The following is a 16970-nucleotide window of genomic DNA, read 5'->3' as shown; positions in this document are numbered from 1 at the left end:
GGAACACCGTATGAGAGCAATTGTATTCGGAAGCACCGGCTTCATTGGAAGCCATGTCGTGGAGCAACTCCTGCATGCCGGGCATGAGGTTACCGCCGCCGCACGGCATACAAGCAATATCTCATGGCTCAAACTGAGCGGCGCCCAAGTCATCCAACTCCATATGGAGAACCGTGCAGAACTGGCTTCTGTCATCCAAGGACATGATGTGGTCTACAACTGCACAGCAGATGCGAAGCTGAATTCGACGATACGCCCAGACGCACCCGTAGAAATTCAATTGACGAAATGGTTGACAGACACTGCGGCCGCGCAAGGAGTAGCCCGCTTCGTTCAGTTAAGCACCATTGTTGTCTATGATTTCCGCAGCAATGAACCAATTGATGAACGATATAATACTCAACCGATATACCCGATACAGCAGTTAGGACTAGCAAGGGAGAAGATCGTACAAGAAGCTGGCCTCCGTAGCGGAATGAAGACGGTGATATTACGTCCGGCAAGCACGATTGGAGTACGCGATCAATCCTCATTCTTCGCCAGAATGTTCGCGGCACATGCCCGCGATCAGTATCCAATCATCGGAGATGGTTCAACGAAAGTGTCTCTCGTCGATACTCGCGACATCGGCCGTGCGATGGAGTGGCTTGGTACATATGGTGAGGTCGGGCAGGATAATGGGGTTTATGTATTGAAAGGATTCGATACGACTTGGATGCAATTGAAAGAGGCCATCGATGCCGCTACAGGCAAGCGCGCTTCCCTTCTCCATATCCCCGCTGAACTGACTGAGGAACAACGGAAAGCGTATCCTATGTCGCCTTTTGCATGGGACACATTAACGACCAACCGCATTTGGGACGATTCGCAAATTCGCCAGCAAGGATTCCAAACCCTCTATTCCATGGAGGAATCGGTTACGGATGCAGTTCGTAATCTGATGACTCGGCAGCAATATAGGGCTTATTAAGTAATAATCTACTTTTAAAATACAAAAAGGGACACGAAAATTCGTGTCCCTTCATAACGAATAAACTTGATGCACAAGTAACCCCGTCAACCCTTACTTGGAGGATTGAACTGGACTCGTGTTGGCAAGAACGGCTATCTTCTTCTCACCCTTGACCATAGCAGACTTGCATTGCGGGCATGTCGGTTCATTTGAAAAAGTGAAATTATCTCGCATCCATCCATTGCAATCTTCACTCGAACATATCCACACCGATGTTATTTCCATCGGCACATCCTCTTGTGATTTCTTCCGCGAGCTGTACAAACCCCATCTCTCCTCACATGATATGTTGATACGCCGACTGTAAATATAAAAGCCCCAAACGTCACGTTCGGGGCACGATATTGCGACTACAGCCGAATCAGTATGGTTCCATTATACCATACTTCCAGATTAATCTGTGTAAAAAGTGGATCTCCGTTCCAATTCTGAATCAACCTGTACAAAAGCTCTGTTGAGAAGTGGCTATTTCCTCCCGTAATCGGCCTTTATCTCGCCCCAATGCTCGGTTTCCCACTTCAGAATTTTATTGCTGTAGGTATTCGTCTGCAGCCAATGAAGCGCCCGGTCTACTAAATTCCACACTTCCCGCGTCGATTCATTGCGAACAAGCGTTGTCGCCACTTTCTTCTCGCGTACCCACTTCATCGCGGTTCGCGAATCACTGTATATCGTCTTATTGCTGCCTTGCTGCTTGAGATAAGCCAAAGAATGCACGATGGCAAGGAACTCGCCTAGGTTGTTCGTTCCATTGGGAATAGGCCCATTTGCAAAGATCACTTCTCCTGTCTTCGTATCTACTCCCTGATACTCGATCGGCCCTGGATTCCCTCTCGTCCCTACATCTACGGAAATGCTGTTATAGTCAATCTCTGATTTGGATACGGAAGCAGCAGCCCCAGCGGACTTCCCAGAAGCCCCCTTCTTCGCAGCGCCTTGACCCCAATGCTTCTTCCAGCCTTCCCGATAGGCCTTCTCCGCTTCGCTCTGGGAGGTATAGGACTTATACTTCGCGTCCTTGTAATTGCTCACCTGCGCTTGGCATTCCGGCCAGCTCGTATAGACTCCTGGCTTACTTCCTTCCCATACCACATAGTATTTCTGCTGCGCCATAACTCGTACCGCTCCTTCACCTTCTGCTTCTCTATTGACAGCGACAGCTGCCACTCCACCAGAAATACAGAGGAACATGTTGTTCCTCGTTATCCAGCGTTAGTTGCTCCATCTCTTTACTCCAAGCTTACGTCCATCCCCAGCAGAATCCATCTCTGTCCCATGCGACTTTGCCGCGATGCAGCTTACGGAACGCCTTCTTCACTTCCTTGTCGAGCGAAGCATTCCCATTCTCATTCACATATACGAAATGCTCCCCGAAGTGCGCCTTCACATATTCAATGACATCGCTCTGATAAGCGACACCCTTCGTTCTAATTTCATCGATCATCCATTCCGCTACTTGCTGAGCTGTGTATTCCACCAACATTCCACTCCTAATTCGTATCGATACTTGCATGCCTGTTCTCATTATAAATGAGCCCGCATCATATTCCTAATGTGCTCCACAAATTTTCCCTAATAAAAAAGCCGTCGGTATCCGACAGCTTTCCCCACTCTTTATCCGTAATCCGTTATCCAGTTTTCTTCGTAACGATTTTCAAGGCACCGTAGATAAACCATCCTGCAAACATCGCTGCCAAGCAGCATGCAACAAAGACAATTGTCGGCGGAGACCATACGGCGATAAATGACCATGGCATGCCCTCAAGGAATAACTTCGGAAGCGCAAGCACCAGGCAAATCCCGCCTGCACACACAAGCAGCAAGGCTACAAATCCAATTACTCGCATAACACCAAGCGAAACCAAAACACGCTTCCGTCTCGCGATACTCCAGACAAGCCTTCCACCTGCCAGCCATCCCAGTAGGGCAAGTCCTCCTGTAATCCCAGCTGCAATTGTTGCTGCTTGATCCAGGGCCTGCATCCGATCATTCGGCACCGGATTGCTGAGGTTATCTCCCTTCCACAGCGTTAGCACGCTTTGGCCAATAGCAGCCGTAGCATCGCTCATCACATTGGCAATGACAGCAACGCCAAGCTGCCGATCCTGCTGCAAAATGATGTAAGAGGAGAAGGAAGGGTTTGCGCCCGCATGCATAATAAGATTCTGATCCTCCCCGATACTCCATCCGCTTGCATAGTAGGTATCATCGATCGGTGCTACGGATTTGTCGGGCATATGCGATTCTTGCACTAATGCCTTGCTTACCTGCTCATTCAACCCATATCCGAGCTGTGCGTTCATCCATTTCGCAATATCAATACTGTTGCTTACTAGATATCCGGCTGGGTTATTGCCACGATAAATTGGCGGGTGATATTCTCTTGGCTTCAGAAAACCCACTCGGTATCCGGTCGCCATCTCGCTAGGCAGAACTGACTGGATGCCGACGAATGAATCTGTCATGCCAAGTGGCTCAAGCACATGCTGCTTTATATACGCTTCATAAGACTGCTTCGTTACCTGCTCGATAACTAGTCCCAGCACATCATAGTTAATCGTCGCATACTCATGTGAGCTGCCCGGCTTACGATCCAATTGTTGTCCCAGCAGCATCCGCACCGTTTTCTCCAATGCACGATCCGTATCGTCTTCGGGGATTAAGGCTATCGTCCGGGCCGATATTCCGCTTGTGTGATACAGCAGCTGACCAATCGTAATCGCGGCCGACTTTCCTTCATTGTTCATGGTGAACCACGGCAGGTATTTTCTTACATCATCCGTCCGGTTAATCAATCCTGCCTTTTCAAGCTGCAAAATGGCTAGTCCCGTAAAAGCCTTAGTCGTAGACCCTAATTCGAACAACGTATGTTCTGTCACAGGCTTCTTTGAATCTAGATCGGCATAGCCAAATCCTTTTTCAAACATTGTCTTTCCCTTTTCAACAATAACAACGGACATACCCGGAATTTGACTGCGCTCTCGTTGTTCTTCAATAAATTGCTCAATCTTTTTGGTGCTAGACGTGTGCTCCACCTTCGCTTGTTCCGCTGCAGCATAAGGCAGTGTACAGGTTGCCATTACAAGTACGACTAACATCACACAACCAACAATGGCAGCCATTTCCCAGAAACCAGTTCGTGCTGTATTCATAAATTTCTCCCCATTCTTTGCCCAAGGGCACCTCGCAGTATGCTATTCATGTAGTCATGGCAGGTGATTAGAAAATAAATCGTATGCATGATCAGGTAAATGCCGATAACGGCAAATGAATAGCTCCAGTTGGATAGCATCAGGAGATTGTCCAATGCCTTCATAGCAATCAGGGCATGAATGGTACCGACGATACAGGGAGCAAAGAAGAGAATACCGATTTGGGCCATAACAATGCCTCGAATTTCACCCTCCGTCAAGCCGATCCGAGACAGTGCCTTGCAATGTGCCTGATCCTCTCGAAGCTCGGTAAAAAGCTTAAAATAAATCACGCTGCCCGCCGCCATAAAAAATAACAAGCTAATGAACAGGCCAATGAACATCGTCAAACCCATCAGACCCTGCGCATTCTCGTACTGCGTCCGATAGCCGTCGAACTGGACGGCCCGCTTCATCATGTAAATTGCACCCGATGCCGTCACCATGACCGCACTCAGCATCGACACGAGAAACAGCATCATTGCATTACTCTTCAGTCTGGAACTCAGCTGACCAACGATAATCATCGTGGTACGATGGTAATAGAATCTTGGACTTCTCTGTACAGAGTGCAGTACTAACAAGCTGAACTGGGTGAAGAACAGGTACGTACCGATCGTTACTGAAATCATAACCGGCATGGCCAACAACGGGAAATTCCTCATATTTATGCTAAGTGCCAATCCATAAGCCGTTCCTAAGCAGATGACTGCCAGAGCTGCGAGTCCATGAGAAAAGTCGGCTTGTTCTGCCGGTTTTCTTGAAGCCTCAAGCATATCAACGATCTCGCCATGGCCTGTCTTGCAGGCAGCCCATACAGATATAATCGCGAACAACAATGCAAAGCAGACAACGGTCAAGCCTAGCGCTTCCATAGGTACGGTAAATATGATCGATACCTCCCGATCTAGCAGCACTTCCAACGTCATGAAGAACAGCTTACTGAATGCGATGCCTGAGCCGATGCCCAGCCCAATGGCCGACACGGCAATGCTTGCATGCTCGTACACGATCAATCTGCACAGCTGCCATCGTGTCATTCCGAATAAAGTAAGCAGGCCGAATTCCTGCCGTCGCGTCCGGATGAATGCCGAACTAGAATACAGCACGAACAGTACCGAGAATATAATGATGATATACTGGCAAAACATCATGCCCTGCCTCACTGAGTCAGCTCCTAGTATACGGCCGTTCATCACATCAGGATGGAATCGAAACGCGGCAAACATGTAAAAAACCATAACGGAAAATGTGCTGCTCAGGAAAAAAGCACAGCATGAGCGCCAATTGCCGCGAATGTTGCGCAAAGCAAGAGCTCGAATCGTCATGACCGCTTCACCCTGAGGGTTTCCTTATTTCCTCGCCGATTGATAGTACTCATCACTCCGGTCCTCCCCTGCACAATCTCTTGATGTATCACAACAACGCAAGTATAGCCCTGCCACCGTACGCATCCCATCGATTTAAGTGACATTGCGGTACTAAGCAACCTTACAAGATTGTCACCTTGCAGAGCTTAGTTGAGCATCAGTCAGCATCAGCGCCGTTCAAGTAAATGGATGCCCCTTGCTTGAAACGTCACCGTCATCGTTGTCCCTGCATGAAGCTCTGAAGACGCCGACAATCCGTGGCCTAACCGGCCGCATACTTCCTTGGCTACATACAGCCCCATTCCCGTCGATTCCCCAAGTGCCCTTCCATTCTCCCCCGTGAAGAATGGATCGAATATGCGAGGCAGATCGTGCGACGGAATTCCGGTTCCCTCATCCGTTATGCTTAAGCGGCACTTGCCGCTATCGTCATTCGTTATGCGGAAGCGAAGCTGCTTCACCCCCGGCTTGCCCTTGCTGTATTTGATTGCATTGCTGACGAATTGATTCAATACAACTCGCATCCATTTTTCATCCGTTTCCACCCAAGCCTCACCCTCGATCAGCGGAAAGGTAGAATGGCGAATGCATAGACGCTTATGTCCGTTCACCACCGAACGAACAAGATCATGCAGAGATATTCTTCGTATATGGAGATCCATTTCGAACTTATCGAGTCGTGCTGTATACAACAGCAGCTCCAAGCTGCGGGACATGCGATCTGTCTCCTCCTGAATGCTGGCAGCGAACTGCTTCTGCTCCCCCGTGGATACCGGAATCTGCTGTATTGCCTCCTGGCACAGCATGTCCGCCGCCGATATCGGAGTTTTCATCTGATGCACCCATTGAAGCACGAAATGATTATGCATCTCCTGCTGGCGGTGGTAGTTTCCAAGCTCATTCAAATAGATACGATATTGGCGCTCCAGCACGTCCGCAACGAGCATCTGCTCCCTTGTGACGGGAGACTGAACGAGCACAGCGACGTTCACGTCTCCGGAATCTGTGCATGCTTGCATCAGTTCCTTGTAATAGTTTTTCTGCCGAAAATAATCTACGACTATCCATAGGATTAGAAATAATAGTGAAAGCACGATGAAATAAACGATTGTGCCGTCATCCATTGCTTCCGGATAACGCGCCTGCTTCAGAAGCATCAGGCTGATCCCAAGCACAATAATTAGGGCGCTCGCAAGCAGATACAGCAGCCGATCCCGAACAAACACTATGGGGGACTTATTCATAAACATGCTCCCCCTTCTGACTCTCGCTTTCCTCGCCGAGCACCAGCTTATATCCTATCCCTCTGACCGTACGAATCGCATCCGGCAAACCGAGTTCTCCCAGCTTATTGCGCAGTCTCTTCACGTTTACCGTCAATGTATTGTCGTCAACAAATTGAGTATCGTCCCACAGCGTTTCCAGCAACTGATCTCGGGTCACGGCAGTACCACAATGTACGAGCAGGCTTTCGGCTAATAGCTGCTCGTTCTTCGTCAGCTCGATTTTCCTCTGCTGCCATATAAGCTCATTGCGACTAAGGCTTAATGTTAATCCTTCCGCGACTATGTCCGGTTCCGGCGGTGGGGGAAGCTCCGATACGGCGGCGTAATCCCCATATACTCTGCGCAGTACGCTGCGCACCTTGGCAACCAGCAAATCGAGCATGATTGGCTTTGTAATATAATCATCACCGCCATTCTCAATGGCCATTACTTGATCCATCTCCCCTTCTCTCGCCGAAATGAACATGATCGGTAGATTGGATCGGGCACGAATCTGCCTGCACCAATAATAGCCGTCAAAATACGGCAAATTAATATCGAGCAGTACCAAATGAGGATCAAAAGCGGTCAGTTCGGACATCAAATCTCGAAAATGTGAAGCGCACAATGCTTCAAAATGATATTTTTCTAAATTCCTTTGTATGACGGAGGCGATCTTCTCATCGTCTTCTACTATTAAGATGCGGTACATTTATGTAATCCCTCCCGTGAGCGGTACAAATCATTACAATTTCCCTTTTTACCTAAATAGACTATAAAAATGATACCACCACCGCCATTTTACGTATAGAAAATCGAAAAAGCTGCCGAACCATTCGGCAGCTTCTGTAGTATTATTATTTCTCAATCTCTCACGATAACATCATCATATACTTCACAACGTTATGACCTGGCCATCTTCCGGAACGAGGATTTGCTCCGCAATCCCTTTCTCTTGAGCATAACTACGCAACTCCTGCCTCGACAGCAAGCAGTGATTCACCGCCTCCATATGCGATGAAATAATGATGGATTCCGGCGATGCCTGATGCGTCCGATAAATATCTTCCTTAGTCATGAGAATCGGGTCACCGATAAGGAATTGAGCTGCACCACCGTTTACTACAATCACTTCAGGCTTGTGCTGTTGAATTGCAGCGTCCACCTCATCGCACCAGATCGTATCTCCCGCGACATACAAGGTCTTCTCTGTCGGATGCGACAAGACGAAGCCGGATACCCTGCCCATCCGCTCTCCAATTTCTCCAGTGCCATGCCGACCAGCTGTGCGCTGCAAACAAACTCCTCCTACGGAGGTATGTTCATTCATCGCCTCGACATGATGGAAGCCCGCATCGCGAATCGATTGAGCATCCTGCTCGTTTTGGGCAATAATGCGAATCTCCTTAGGCAACACCGATTTTGCCGTGTCGTCGAAATGATCAAGATGAAGATGCGTCACAATGACGGCATCCACTTGAATGATCTCATCAATAGGAGTCGGCAGCTCAACAAGCGGATTGCGAAGCTCCGCATGCGGTGTATTTGGGAATGCTGGGTAAGTCCCCTTAGGGGCCAAAAATGGATCAACCAGCAGCCTCTGGCCTCCGTACTCTATAATCATCGTAGCATTGCGAATCTGTGTAATGTTCATCCTGCACTCCTCCTGTGGCAAGCCTCTTTTGCTCTTCCTATGAATAGGATAATATGATTGAAGATAGGAAGACATATACAGAATCAAGTGTTAAACGTTAAATACTTGATTAATGAAAGAGGTTGTTACGATGCTGGATTCTACGGATCAACGCATTATTGAGGAACTGTCCCGCAATGGACGAGTTTCGATGAAGGAACTGGGACAGAAGATTCATATGACAGGTCAAGCAACGGCGAATCGCGTACAGAAGCTGGAAGACGAAGGCGTTATTGAACACTATACGATTCAATTGAATCAAGCTAAGGCTGGGTACCCCGTACAAGCATTTATTCAAATCTATACAAAGCAGCCGGATCATCGCCCATTCTTGTCCTTTGTCGAGACACAGCAGACCTATGTTCTTCATAATTATAAAATTAGCGGCGAATGCTGCTATATGATGGAGTGCCGCTTCTCCTCCAATGAGGAACTGGATGCATTCCTCGTGGAATTGAATCAATATGCGAATTACAGACTGTCGATTGTCATTAAGAAAAACCCTTAAGTAGAATCTCATAAATCTTCAGCCCATCATTTAACGTCTAACATCGTCAAACATTCTAACCTTCTTCCACCAATGCTAATAGTAATATAAAGAATACAGCCGTCTTTAAGACGGCCGTATTCTTTGTCCCTTTGTCGGACAAGGCAATGATTATTTACGGTTTATCGGCACCGTTGAATTCGGCACGAAAGATTTCGTCATGGGGATTAGCCGGGGATCCTGCAAACTGAAGTATATTGACGTTAGCACTCATGACATGTTTGCCGTCAAGCGTCCCCCCGCTTTGCGAACCGAATCCATGAATGCCACCGCTATGGCCCCACACCGACTCTCCGTCCGCGCGCTTCGTTACTTCATAAATACCCAAACCATACCGACCGATAGGGGTTTCCACACCATCCAGCATTTGTGTCATCGATTCTTTTGACAACACCTTTCCGCCTAGCAGTGCACTGAAAAACGCATTCAGATCCTTAGCGGTTGAAATCATGTCGCCCGCTGCGTTCCCCCATGAAGGATTGAGCTCCGTGATGTCGATGTATCCTCTGCCTTCCAATGTGATATATCCCCGTGCATGTGGATCTGGCAAAGAGGACTTCGTGCCAGCAACAGAGGTGTCTTTCAACCCCAATTTTGCAATTATGCGTGCCTCGATATTTTCGCCGTACGTTTTACCCGTAACCTTTTGGATAATAACTCCCGCCAATACATAATTCGTATTGGAGTAGCTCCATCCCTTGCCGGGCTCGAACAGCGGCTTCTGCTCCAAGCCAAGCCGAATCAATTCATCCGCGGAATACGTTTGATAAGGCTTCTCTACTACGATCCGCTTTATGAAGTCTTCTGATGTATAATTGGCAATTCCGCTCGTATGATTCAGCAGCTGCCGAATCGTAATGTTGCTTCCATCATATCCATTCCCTTGAACCACGCCCGGAAGCCACTTTTCCACGGAATCATCCAGACTCAATTTGTTCTCCTCCGCCAATTGAAGCATTACAGTTGCGACGAACGTTTTCGTAATGCTGCCAATACGGTAATGGAATTCCGGATCCATCTTACGATCACTATAAATACTTGCCTGGCCCGCCCCATACGACCACACCTGTCCATCCTTTACAACCTGTGCTAGGATACCGGGAACTTCCTTACGCTTCACAAGGTCATCCATCGTCTGTTGGACAAGTGAATGCTTCTCATTTGGTAGATGGTTTACTTGACTTTCTTGTGTCGAAGCCCAATTGTTCCTCACATCCTGTGCCCGAGCTGCCGAAGTATTCAGCAGCATGGATCCTGCAAGCAGCACAGAAAAACTCGCCAACAAACATTTTTGAAATAACATAGAATCCTCTCCTCTTCTTTTCTTGTAGAATCGCGGCATACATCATGCACTCGGTAGATTCAGAAGCTTAATGCCCGCGAATTAATCTCAAGCTATCTGAAAAATGTCATATTTCGTAGTAACGAAATGTCACTTATGGCAAATTACTAGGCAATATGCTCGCGCAAAGGGGCATGACTTGGGGTTCATATGACAAAATGTCATGATGTGACAAGCGCTGTATCATCCCGTTCTGAGTAACATGGATGACGTAATTGCCTCTTGACTGTCGTCATAGTTATTATCAATACACTACAGAATCTATCGGAACTATTGAAATGAGGTGCTAGCATTGAATATAGCAATACCGTGGACGAAGCAGCGGGCGTGGTACGATTGGGCGATTCTTGTCACTCGAATCTATTGGCTGTTCAGCGCGTCGGTCATCGTACTAGCGTTCCGTGAAGAGTTCCCTCACGCGATGTGGATGCTCTGTACGCTAGCTTTGTTCGTCTATCCTCTTCCATTGCTGCTGCGCTTCGGAAGACAATGGCACATGCTTGTGGAAATCTTGCTTGTCGGCGTTTTCAGTATTTGGATAAGTGCCTACTTGCCTTTAGCTTCTTGGCAATTTCTTATGGCTGCCTTTGTATTCGGCTTCTTAAGCAGCCGCAATTCGCTATGGTGGACCGCTCCCCTGGTTGTGATCTGTATTCCCTTTAGTCTCGGCATAGCCGTTAATTCAGCAATGGATGAGATTTTGCTCCGATACCTGCCGAACAACGGGTTAGCCTACTTTCTAGGCTTTGCTTTTCAATTGCTGGCACTCACTCATAAGCAAAGTCTTATCATTCAGGAGCAAAATCGCGTGCTCGAGCATCATGTAACCCAAGTAGAGCAGCTTACCTTGATCGAGGAGCGGAGCAGGCTGTCCCACGAGCTTCACGATACAATCGGGCACACGTTAACATCCATCATTATGGGATTGGAATCGATGCGTCCCGCCATTCCTAAATCACACGGCGAGCAATATGGAGAAATAATAGTACGGGCTCGCAAAGGGCTCGATGGTATACGTACGCATCTGCATGATCTATCCCCCGATCAGAAGGATGGAACCCTAAGCGAATCGATTGATCAGCTGTCCAACGACTTCTATACATCGACAGGCATCAAGGTAAAACTCCGCGTGTTGGGAACAGAGTGTCCTGTAACGAAGCACGTCAGTCACTGCCTGTACCGATGCTTGCAAGAAGCCCTGACGAATGCTGTACGACACGGACAAGCCACCTCCATAGATATTTCGCTATATTTCGATGAAGAATGGCTCCGTCTGCATATCGAGGACAATGGCCAAGGGATGGAGCAGGTACAATACGGCTATGGACTTTCGGGTATGAAAGATCGCCTGCTCGCATTGGGCGGAAATCTGTCTATTCATTCCGTTCTTAGAGAAGGTACAGTAGTCATATGCAAGGCGCCTCTTATCATGCCAGCACCGAACGCTGCAGTGCGAATTCTTATCGTAGACGATCAGGAATCGATTCTACATAGCTTGCATGTGTTATTGACCAAGCACCCTGAATTCGAAGTAGTCGGGGCGGCCTCCAATGGGCGGGCAGCACTTGAACAGTGCGAGCGTTTCCGTCCAGATCTTGTGCTTATGGATGTAAAAATGCCGAAAATGGACGGGATTACCGCCCTTCAAACGATGAAGCAGCGGTGGCCTGACTTAAAGATTGCATTTCTGACTACTTTTCCAGACGTCGGGCAAGCGATGACGGCCCTTAAGCACGGTGCCAACGGCTATATGCTGAAGTCCGTCCATCCAAAAGAACTGATTGAGGCCATTAAATTGATTAACAATGGCGGGACGTGGATCGCGGAAGGCATTGCGGAGCAAGTATTTGCAGGCATGAAGCAATCAAGGACGAGCAACATAGAAAACAGCGCAAGTCATATTCAAGACAATCCATATAGACTTACACAGCGTGAACACCAAGTATTGCACCATCTATCATTGGGCCTTAGATACAAGTCAATCGCGAAAAAACTCTTCTTAAGCGAAGGCACTGTACGAAACTATTGTTCCATCCTCTATTCCAAGCTGAATGTAGGCAATCGGGAAGAGGCTGTATTAAAAGGAAAACAGGAGAATCTTTGCTAATGACCCCAGTAACACGAATGAAGGAGCAATAATTGCCCCTTCTTATTTTACTGTTCGACCTCAACTGCACACCCTTTAGGGGTCAGTCCATTAATCGGGGATGATCGAGAACACGGTTCGTCCCTGATCTTCTACTCGTTGCACGGTTGTCAGCCTCTGATCGATCTTAGTAATATCCGTAATCCCTTGTTTGTTCTTCTCAATCGTTAACGATAGGATCATCCCTTGCAGCGTCTTCGGGTTCTTCTTCAATCTCGTTGTCAGGAAATTTCCTAGCGAAGAAGCCGCCACCCGGAGCCGAGTGCGACCGTACCTATCCTTCATTTTCTTGGAGATGACGGGATGAAGGACATGTGGGTGAGCACCCAGCACCGCATTTACACCGTGTTGGAACAGCAATTGCATAAGCCTGCGCTGCCTTGCCGTCGGCGTTGTTCGATATTCCTGTCCGAAATGCAAACAGGCAATGACCAGATCTGCCTGCTCTCTCAACGCCTTAACATCAGCAAGCATCCTGCTCGGATTCAGGCGATTGACCTGCCACGCTTTCGAGACAGGGATTGAATTTGTACCCAGCGTATACGCGGCAATGCCTAGCTTGATTCCCTTTACAGGTATGATCATGGATGTGTGCGCATCTCTCCTCGAACGATAGGTACCCGTGTGCTTCAATTCATAACGATCAAGAACATCAAGTGTTCGGACTAATCCCTTCCCTCCCCCATCCATGCAATGATTGTTCGCAGTCGAGAAGAAATCAAATCCTGATCGCTTCAGTGCAGGTGCCAATTCATCTGGACAGCTAAAGATCGGATACCGTGTGACAGGATGCCTTTGCTCCTTCCAACGATTGCTCCCCTTCTGTTTCAAGATGCCGTCATCATGCCAGGTTGCACCCGAGAATGTCGTCTCTAAATTGCCAATCGCAAAATCATGCTCCTGTATATAAGGAGCTACTTGTTCGAAAATCGGTTCAAATCGATAGCCGTCAGGCTGCTTCGCCGAGCCAATGATTTCACTCTTCATCAATATATCTCCTACCGCGGCAATCTTGATTACCGTCAAGTCGCTCACTCCTTCCTGCCCATAGTTTATTCAGCTACCCAACAATGTGTAAAAAAACGCGAACAATACGGGCAAGGTCCCAGTCAGACGAATAGGATAGGGTAAACACCTACAGGAGGAGGATCAGACTCCATGAAGAGAAAGGCGAGAAAGACAGCAGCTAAAACACATTCTCTAGTCGAGCCAAAGGGACCGAAGTGGGAACATCATCTCGCATTGATGAAGGATCATGAGCTGCGCGGGCATTTGCCAGAGACATTGAGGATGGATAAGGACTCTTTATCATTCATGCTATCGCTGTATCCAACAATCTATGTGAAGCCGAATCAAGGCGCCTTCGGTGAAGGGGTCATGAAGGTAAGCAAGTCAATGGATTCCTCTGGATCAGAACAGTTCCATGTCCATCACGGAACGAAGCAGCATACTTTCCATTCGGAAGAACAATTGTATCCCTTCATTCTGGCGAAGAAGACAAGCAAAAAATATATTGTGCAGCAGGGAATTGATTTGATGAAATGGGAAGATCGCCCCTTCGATCTGCGCATTATGGTCAGGAAGCAGGAAGACGATAGTTGGAAGAACGAAGGTATTCTCGGCCGTGTTGCCCAGCCTAACAAAATTGTGACAAATATTCGCAGCGGCGGAAGCTCCATGTCGATTGAGAAGTTATTATCCTCGCATACCAATTGGGTCAGTCTGCGCAATGTGAAAGAGCAATTGAATCGGATCAGTGCGCGTACAAGTGAAGTGATTGAGACCAGACATCCCGGAGTGAAGATGCTCGGTATTGATATCGGCATCGATCAACAATTAAAGCCATGGATCATCGAAGTGAATATGAAGCCAGAGAAAATATGCTGGGATTGCATCGAAAAACTCTACCAGGAAAGTGAATCCGTCTAACCTATGGAAAGCAAAAGAGAGCCGACATAACGTCGACTCTCTTTGCCATTCTACCAGCCAAAATCCAATGTCTTTCCCGTTTCAGCCAATGTCTTAATGTTGCTTAGTATCATCCACCAATGTCCCTTCGTACTCTCATAGGATGGATGTCCTTCCGTCCAGTTGTCATTGACCAATGTTAACCGTGTACAGCCGCCAACCTCGTCAATCGTGAAGGTAATTCGAGTCTCCAGCTCCGCATGATTCTCACGATAAGAGGGCCCCGGATGCTCTGTATAGCTCAACACTTTGTTCGGTTCATAGTCCAAAATGCGTCCATACACATGCACCGTCTCGTCGCCTTCATTGCCTGGACCTACATATTCATAAGGAGCTCCAGTTTCGAAGGTCGATTTCAGTACACAACCGAAGAAAATTTTACGCGTTCCTTCTGGAGACGCGATCGAATTCCATACGATCTCAGGCGATGCTCCAATATAAAATTCATACTTTAATGCTTCCATTTGCCTTCACTCCTTCACAAAATGACTGACTACTCGCTCCCGTACTAAGCAGCATTGCGGTGACTCCCATCTATTGCTACTATGATTATAGATATTGCCCGTAAGCTTGTATTGTAAAAACGCGACAGTCCACAGGAATTAGGCACATTGTAACGGTTGGCACATAACAGGGACTTGCTCAATCAACAAGTCCATCGTCCTTCAATCTTGATTTCGGGAGTGATTCGCATCGTACTTATGCAACCCACAATCCATAAGCCTAGCATGGGCATTTTGAACATGAAACAAGGCGAACAGAAATTCACGCTTGCGCGCCATGTGCCCTCTGACCCATTGCGTGATGTTATTAAGCACTTCTGGATCATTCGCTGGGATCTAACCGATCAGCCTCCATACGAACAAGGGATTGTTCCAAACCCATGCGTTAATATGGTCATTGAGCATGGTCACACGGCTATCTATGGAGTTGCGCAGAACCGCTATTCTCATCGTCTGGAGGGCAAGGGAAAGGTATTAGGCATCAAATTCAGGCCAGGAGGATTTTATCCGTTCGCGGGCCTGCCCATCTCCCAGATTACGGGCCGTTCAATGCGTCTTGAAGATGTGTTCCAAGCTGATCCGCGTCTACTTGAACAGGCTGTCCTATCCGAGGACGAGGATGAACATATGGTCGCGGCAGCAGAAGCCTTCTTCCTAGCGCATCTTCCCGCTAGAGACAATAACGTGGCTTATCTCAATCGCATCATTGACCGTATTCAGGGCGATCGCCATATTACGAAGGTCGATCATGTATGTGAACAATTTGAGGTGAATAAGCGCAAGCTGCAAAGACTGTTCCAGCAATATGTGGGTGTGACGCCTAAATGGGTCATTCGACTGTATCGATTGCACGATGCCGCAGAAACAATCGACTACGGTTCTTATCAAGATTTGACGAGACTATCCATAGATCTTGGCTACTATGATCAATCCCACTTTATCAAGGATTTCAAGGGTATCATCGGCGCTACCCCAGAGGAATATACGAAGCGTGTTCTCCACGCAACATAGGAAAAGGCCGGATCCCCTCTCTGTATGGGTCTCCGGCCTTCTGTTATTGATTTATGATTCCAATGATTTCATTCCTGCTCCTAGCTTTTGTTATCCAGCTACATATCCTCTACTATCAAATGAACCGGGCAATGATCACTGCCCAAGATATCCGAGTCAATACGAGCATCTACCAAGAAATCGTTCAATCTCGAAGATACGAGGAAGTAATCAATGCGCCACCCGATATTCCGTTCACGCACCTTCGGCATGTACGACCACCAGCTGTACGCGTCCGTCCGATCCGGATAGAAATGCCGGAACGTATCTGTGAAGCCTGCGTTTTGTAAGATGGTCATCTTCTCCCGCTCTTCTGCTGTGAATCCGGAATTGCCCTGGTTTGACTTCGGATTCTTCAAATCGATCTCTTGATGAGCAACGTTCAAGTCGCCACATACGATGACCGGCTTGCACGCATCCAGCTGCTGCAAATAGCCGCGGAATCGCTCTTCCCACTCTAGTCGTTCTTCCAGACGGGAGAGATCACGCTTCGAGTTCGGCGTGTACACATTGACTAAGAAGAAAGATTCGAATTCAAGTGTAATGATGCGGCCTTCCGGCTCCTCATTCTCCTCGATGCCATAGCGAACCGTCAGAGGCTTCTTCTTCGTAAATACAGCTGTGCCGGAATATCCCTTCTTGAGCGCATAATTCCAATACTGCGAATATTCCTCCCCAAGATCAAGCTCAATCTGCCCTTCCTGCAGTTTCGTCTCTTGGACACAGAAAATATCTGCGTCCATCTCTTGAAAGTAGTCCATAAAACCTTTATTCACGCAAGCGCGCAACCCGTTCACGTTCCAGGATATAAGCTTCATCTTCTATATCTCCTTGCTTAGCTATCAATAGTTTAGATGGTACTATACTATGTAGTGTACCATAA

General features: G+C 47.7%; 17 protein-coding genes. 5 read left to right on the top strand and 12 right to left on the bottom strand.

Going from position 1 to position 16970, the window contains the following annotated elements:
* Positions 1–10 precede the first annotated feature (10 nt).
* Complete coding sequence (locus tag BLS15_RS12605) at positions 11–970, top strand: NAD-dependent epimerase/dehydratase family protein (protein ID WP_028533503.1); 960 nt, start codon at positions 11–13, stop codon at positions 968–970.
* A gap of 93 nt (positions 971–1063) precedes the next feature.
* On the opposite strand, the gene BLS15_RS12600 is transcribed toward BLS15_RS12605, so the two are convergent.
* From BLS15_RS12600 to BLS15_RS12565, 8 genes are all read right to left on the bottom strand, one after another.
* The gene (locus BLS15_RS12600) at positions 1064–1276 is read right to left on the bottom strand and encodes a cold-shock protein (RefSeq protein WP_021252735.1); all 213 of its coding nucleotides are present in this window, start codon (positions 1274–1276) and stop codon (positions 1064–1066) included.
* Between the two features lie 201 nt (positions 1277–1477).
* Positions 1478–2125: a ribonuclease H gene (rnhA, locus tag BLS15_RS12595; RefSeq protein ID WP_028533502.1), complete on the bottom strand. Its 648-nt coding sequence runs from the start codon at positions 2123–2125 to the stop codon at positions 1478–1480.
* Between the two features lie 127 nt (positions 2126–2252).
* Positions 2253–2489, bottom strand: a complete 237-nt coding sequence (locus BLS15_RS12590) for a DUF6953 family protein (protein WP_021252737.1) — start codon at positions 2487–2489, stop codon at positions 2253–2255.
* A 151-nt stretch (positions 2490–2640) separates the two neighbouring features.
* Positions 2641–4164, bottom strand: coding sequence for a serine hydrolase domain-containing protein (locus BLS15_RS12585; RefSeq protein WP_021252738.1), 1524 nt, complete (start codon positions 4162–4164; stop codon positions 2641–2643).
* Positions 4161–5531, bottom strand: a complete 1371-nt coding sequence (locus BLS15_RS12580) for an FtsX-like permease family protein (protein WP_021252739.1) — start codon at positions 5529–5531, stop codon at positions 4161–4163. Before BLS15_RS12580 ends, BLS15_RS12585 begins: the two co-directional genes overlap by 4 nt.
* A 209-nt stretch (positions 5532–5740) precedes the next feature.
* The gene (locus tag BLS15_RS12575) at positions 5741–6817 is read right to left on the bottom strand and encodes a sensor histidine kinase (RefSeq protein WP_028533501.1); all 1077 of its coding nucleotides are present in this window, start codon (positions 6815–6817) and stop codon (positions 5741–5743) included.
* Positions 6810–7550 carry a response regulator transcription factor gene (locus BLS15_RS12570; protein ID WP_028533500.1) on the bottom strand — a complete coding sequence of 247 codons (741 nt, stop codon included), beginning with the start codon at positions 7548–7550 and terminating at the stop codon, positions 6810–6812. Before BLS15_RS12570 ends, BLS15_RS12575 begins: the two co-directional genes overlap by 8 nt.
* Positions 7551–7733: 183 nt before the next feature.
* On the bottom strand, positions 7734–8492 hold the full coding sequence (locus BLS15_RS12565) for an MBL fold metallo-hydrolase (protein WP_021252742.1): 759 nt from the start codon (positions 8490–8492) through the stop codon (positions 7734–7736).
* A gap of 130 nt (positions 8493–8622) precedes the next feature.
* Here BLS15_RS12565 and BLS15_RS12560 point away from each other — a divergent pair, with 130 nt between their 5' ends.
* The gene (locus BLS15_RS12560; RefSeq protein ID WP_021252743.1) at positions 8623–9039 is read left to right on the top strand and encodes an Lrp/AsnC family transcriptional regulator; all 417 of its coding nucleotides are present in this window, start codon (positions 8623–8625) and stop codon (positions 9037–9039) included.
* A 154-nt stretch (positions 9040–9193) separates the two neighbouring features.
* On the opposite strand, the gene BLS15_RS12555 is transcribed toward BLS15_RS12560, so the two are convergent.
* On the bottom strand, positions 9194–10381 hold the full coding sequence (locus BLS15_RS12555) for a serine hydrolase domain-containing protein (RefSeq protein WP_021252744.1): 1188 nt from the start codon (positions 10379–10381) through the stop codon (positions 9194–9196).
* Positions 10382–10712: 331 nt separating this feature from the next.
* Between BLS15_RS12555 and BLS15_RS12550 the strand changes: the two genes are divergently transcribed.
* Positions 10713–12527, top strand: a complete 1815-nt coding sequence (locus BLS15_RS12550) for a helix-turn-helix transcriptional regulator (protein ID WP_021252745.1) — start codon at positions 10713–10715, stop codon at positions 12525–12527.
* A 90-nt stretch (positions 12528–12617) separates the two neighbouring features.
* Here BLS15_RS12550 and BLS15_RS12545 read toward each other — a convergent pair whose 3' ends face one another.
* The gene (locus BLS15_RS12545; protein ID WP_090511804.1) at positions 12618–13592 is read right to left on the bottom strand and encodes a CapA family protein; all 975 of its coding nucleotides are present in this window, start codon (positions 13590–13592) and stop codon (positions 12618–12620) included.
* A 132-nt stretch (positions 13593–13724) separates the two neighbouring features.
* Between BLS15_RS12545 and BLS15_RS12540 the strand changes: the two genes are divergently transcribed.
* A complete protein-coding gene (locus BLS15_RS12540) occupies positions 13725–14495 on the top strand; it encodes a YheC/YheD family protein (protein ID WP_090511801.1) in 771 nt (256 codons plus the stop codon).
* A gap of 50 nt (positions 14496–14545) precedes the next feature.
* Here the strand turns inward: BLS15_RS12540 and BLS15_RS12535 are convergent, their stop codons facing one another.
* Complete coding sequence (locus BLS15_RS12535) at positions 14546–14998, bottom strand: SRPBCC family protein (protein WP_090511799.1); 453 nt, start codon at positions 14996–14998, stop codon at positions 14546–14548.
* Between the two features lie 279 nt (positions 14999–15277).
* On the opposite strand from BLS15_RS12535, the gene BLS15_RS12530 reads away from it, so the two are divergent.
* Positions 15278–16048 (top strand): AraC family transcriptional regulator, encoded by a 771-nt coding sequence (locus BLS15_RS12530; protein WP_254777335.1) that lies wholly within the window; start codon positions 15278–15280, stop codon positions 16046–16048.
* Positions 16049–16146: 98 nt separating this feature from the next.
* On the opposite strand, the gene BLS15_RS12525 is transcribed toward BLS15_RS12530, so the two are convergent.
* Positions 16147–16905 (bottom strand): exodeoxyribonuclease III, encoded by a 759-nt coding sequence (locus BLS15_RS12525; protein WP_090511790.1) that lies wholly within the window; start codon positions 16903–16905, stop codon positions 16147–16149.
* Between the last annotated feature and the right edge of the window lie 65 nt (positions 16906–16970).

Origin of the sequence: Paenibacillus sp. cl6col (genome assembly GCF_900102125.1) — a bacterium.
Lineage (GTDB): Bacteria > Bacillota > Bacilli > Paenibacillales > Paenibacillaceae > Paenibacillus_B > Paenibacillus_B suaedae.
The sequence above is the reverse complement of the archived record's forward strand: the minus strand, read 5'-3'. Positions and strand labels throughout refer to the sequence as shown.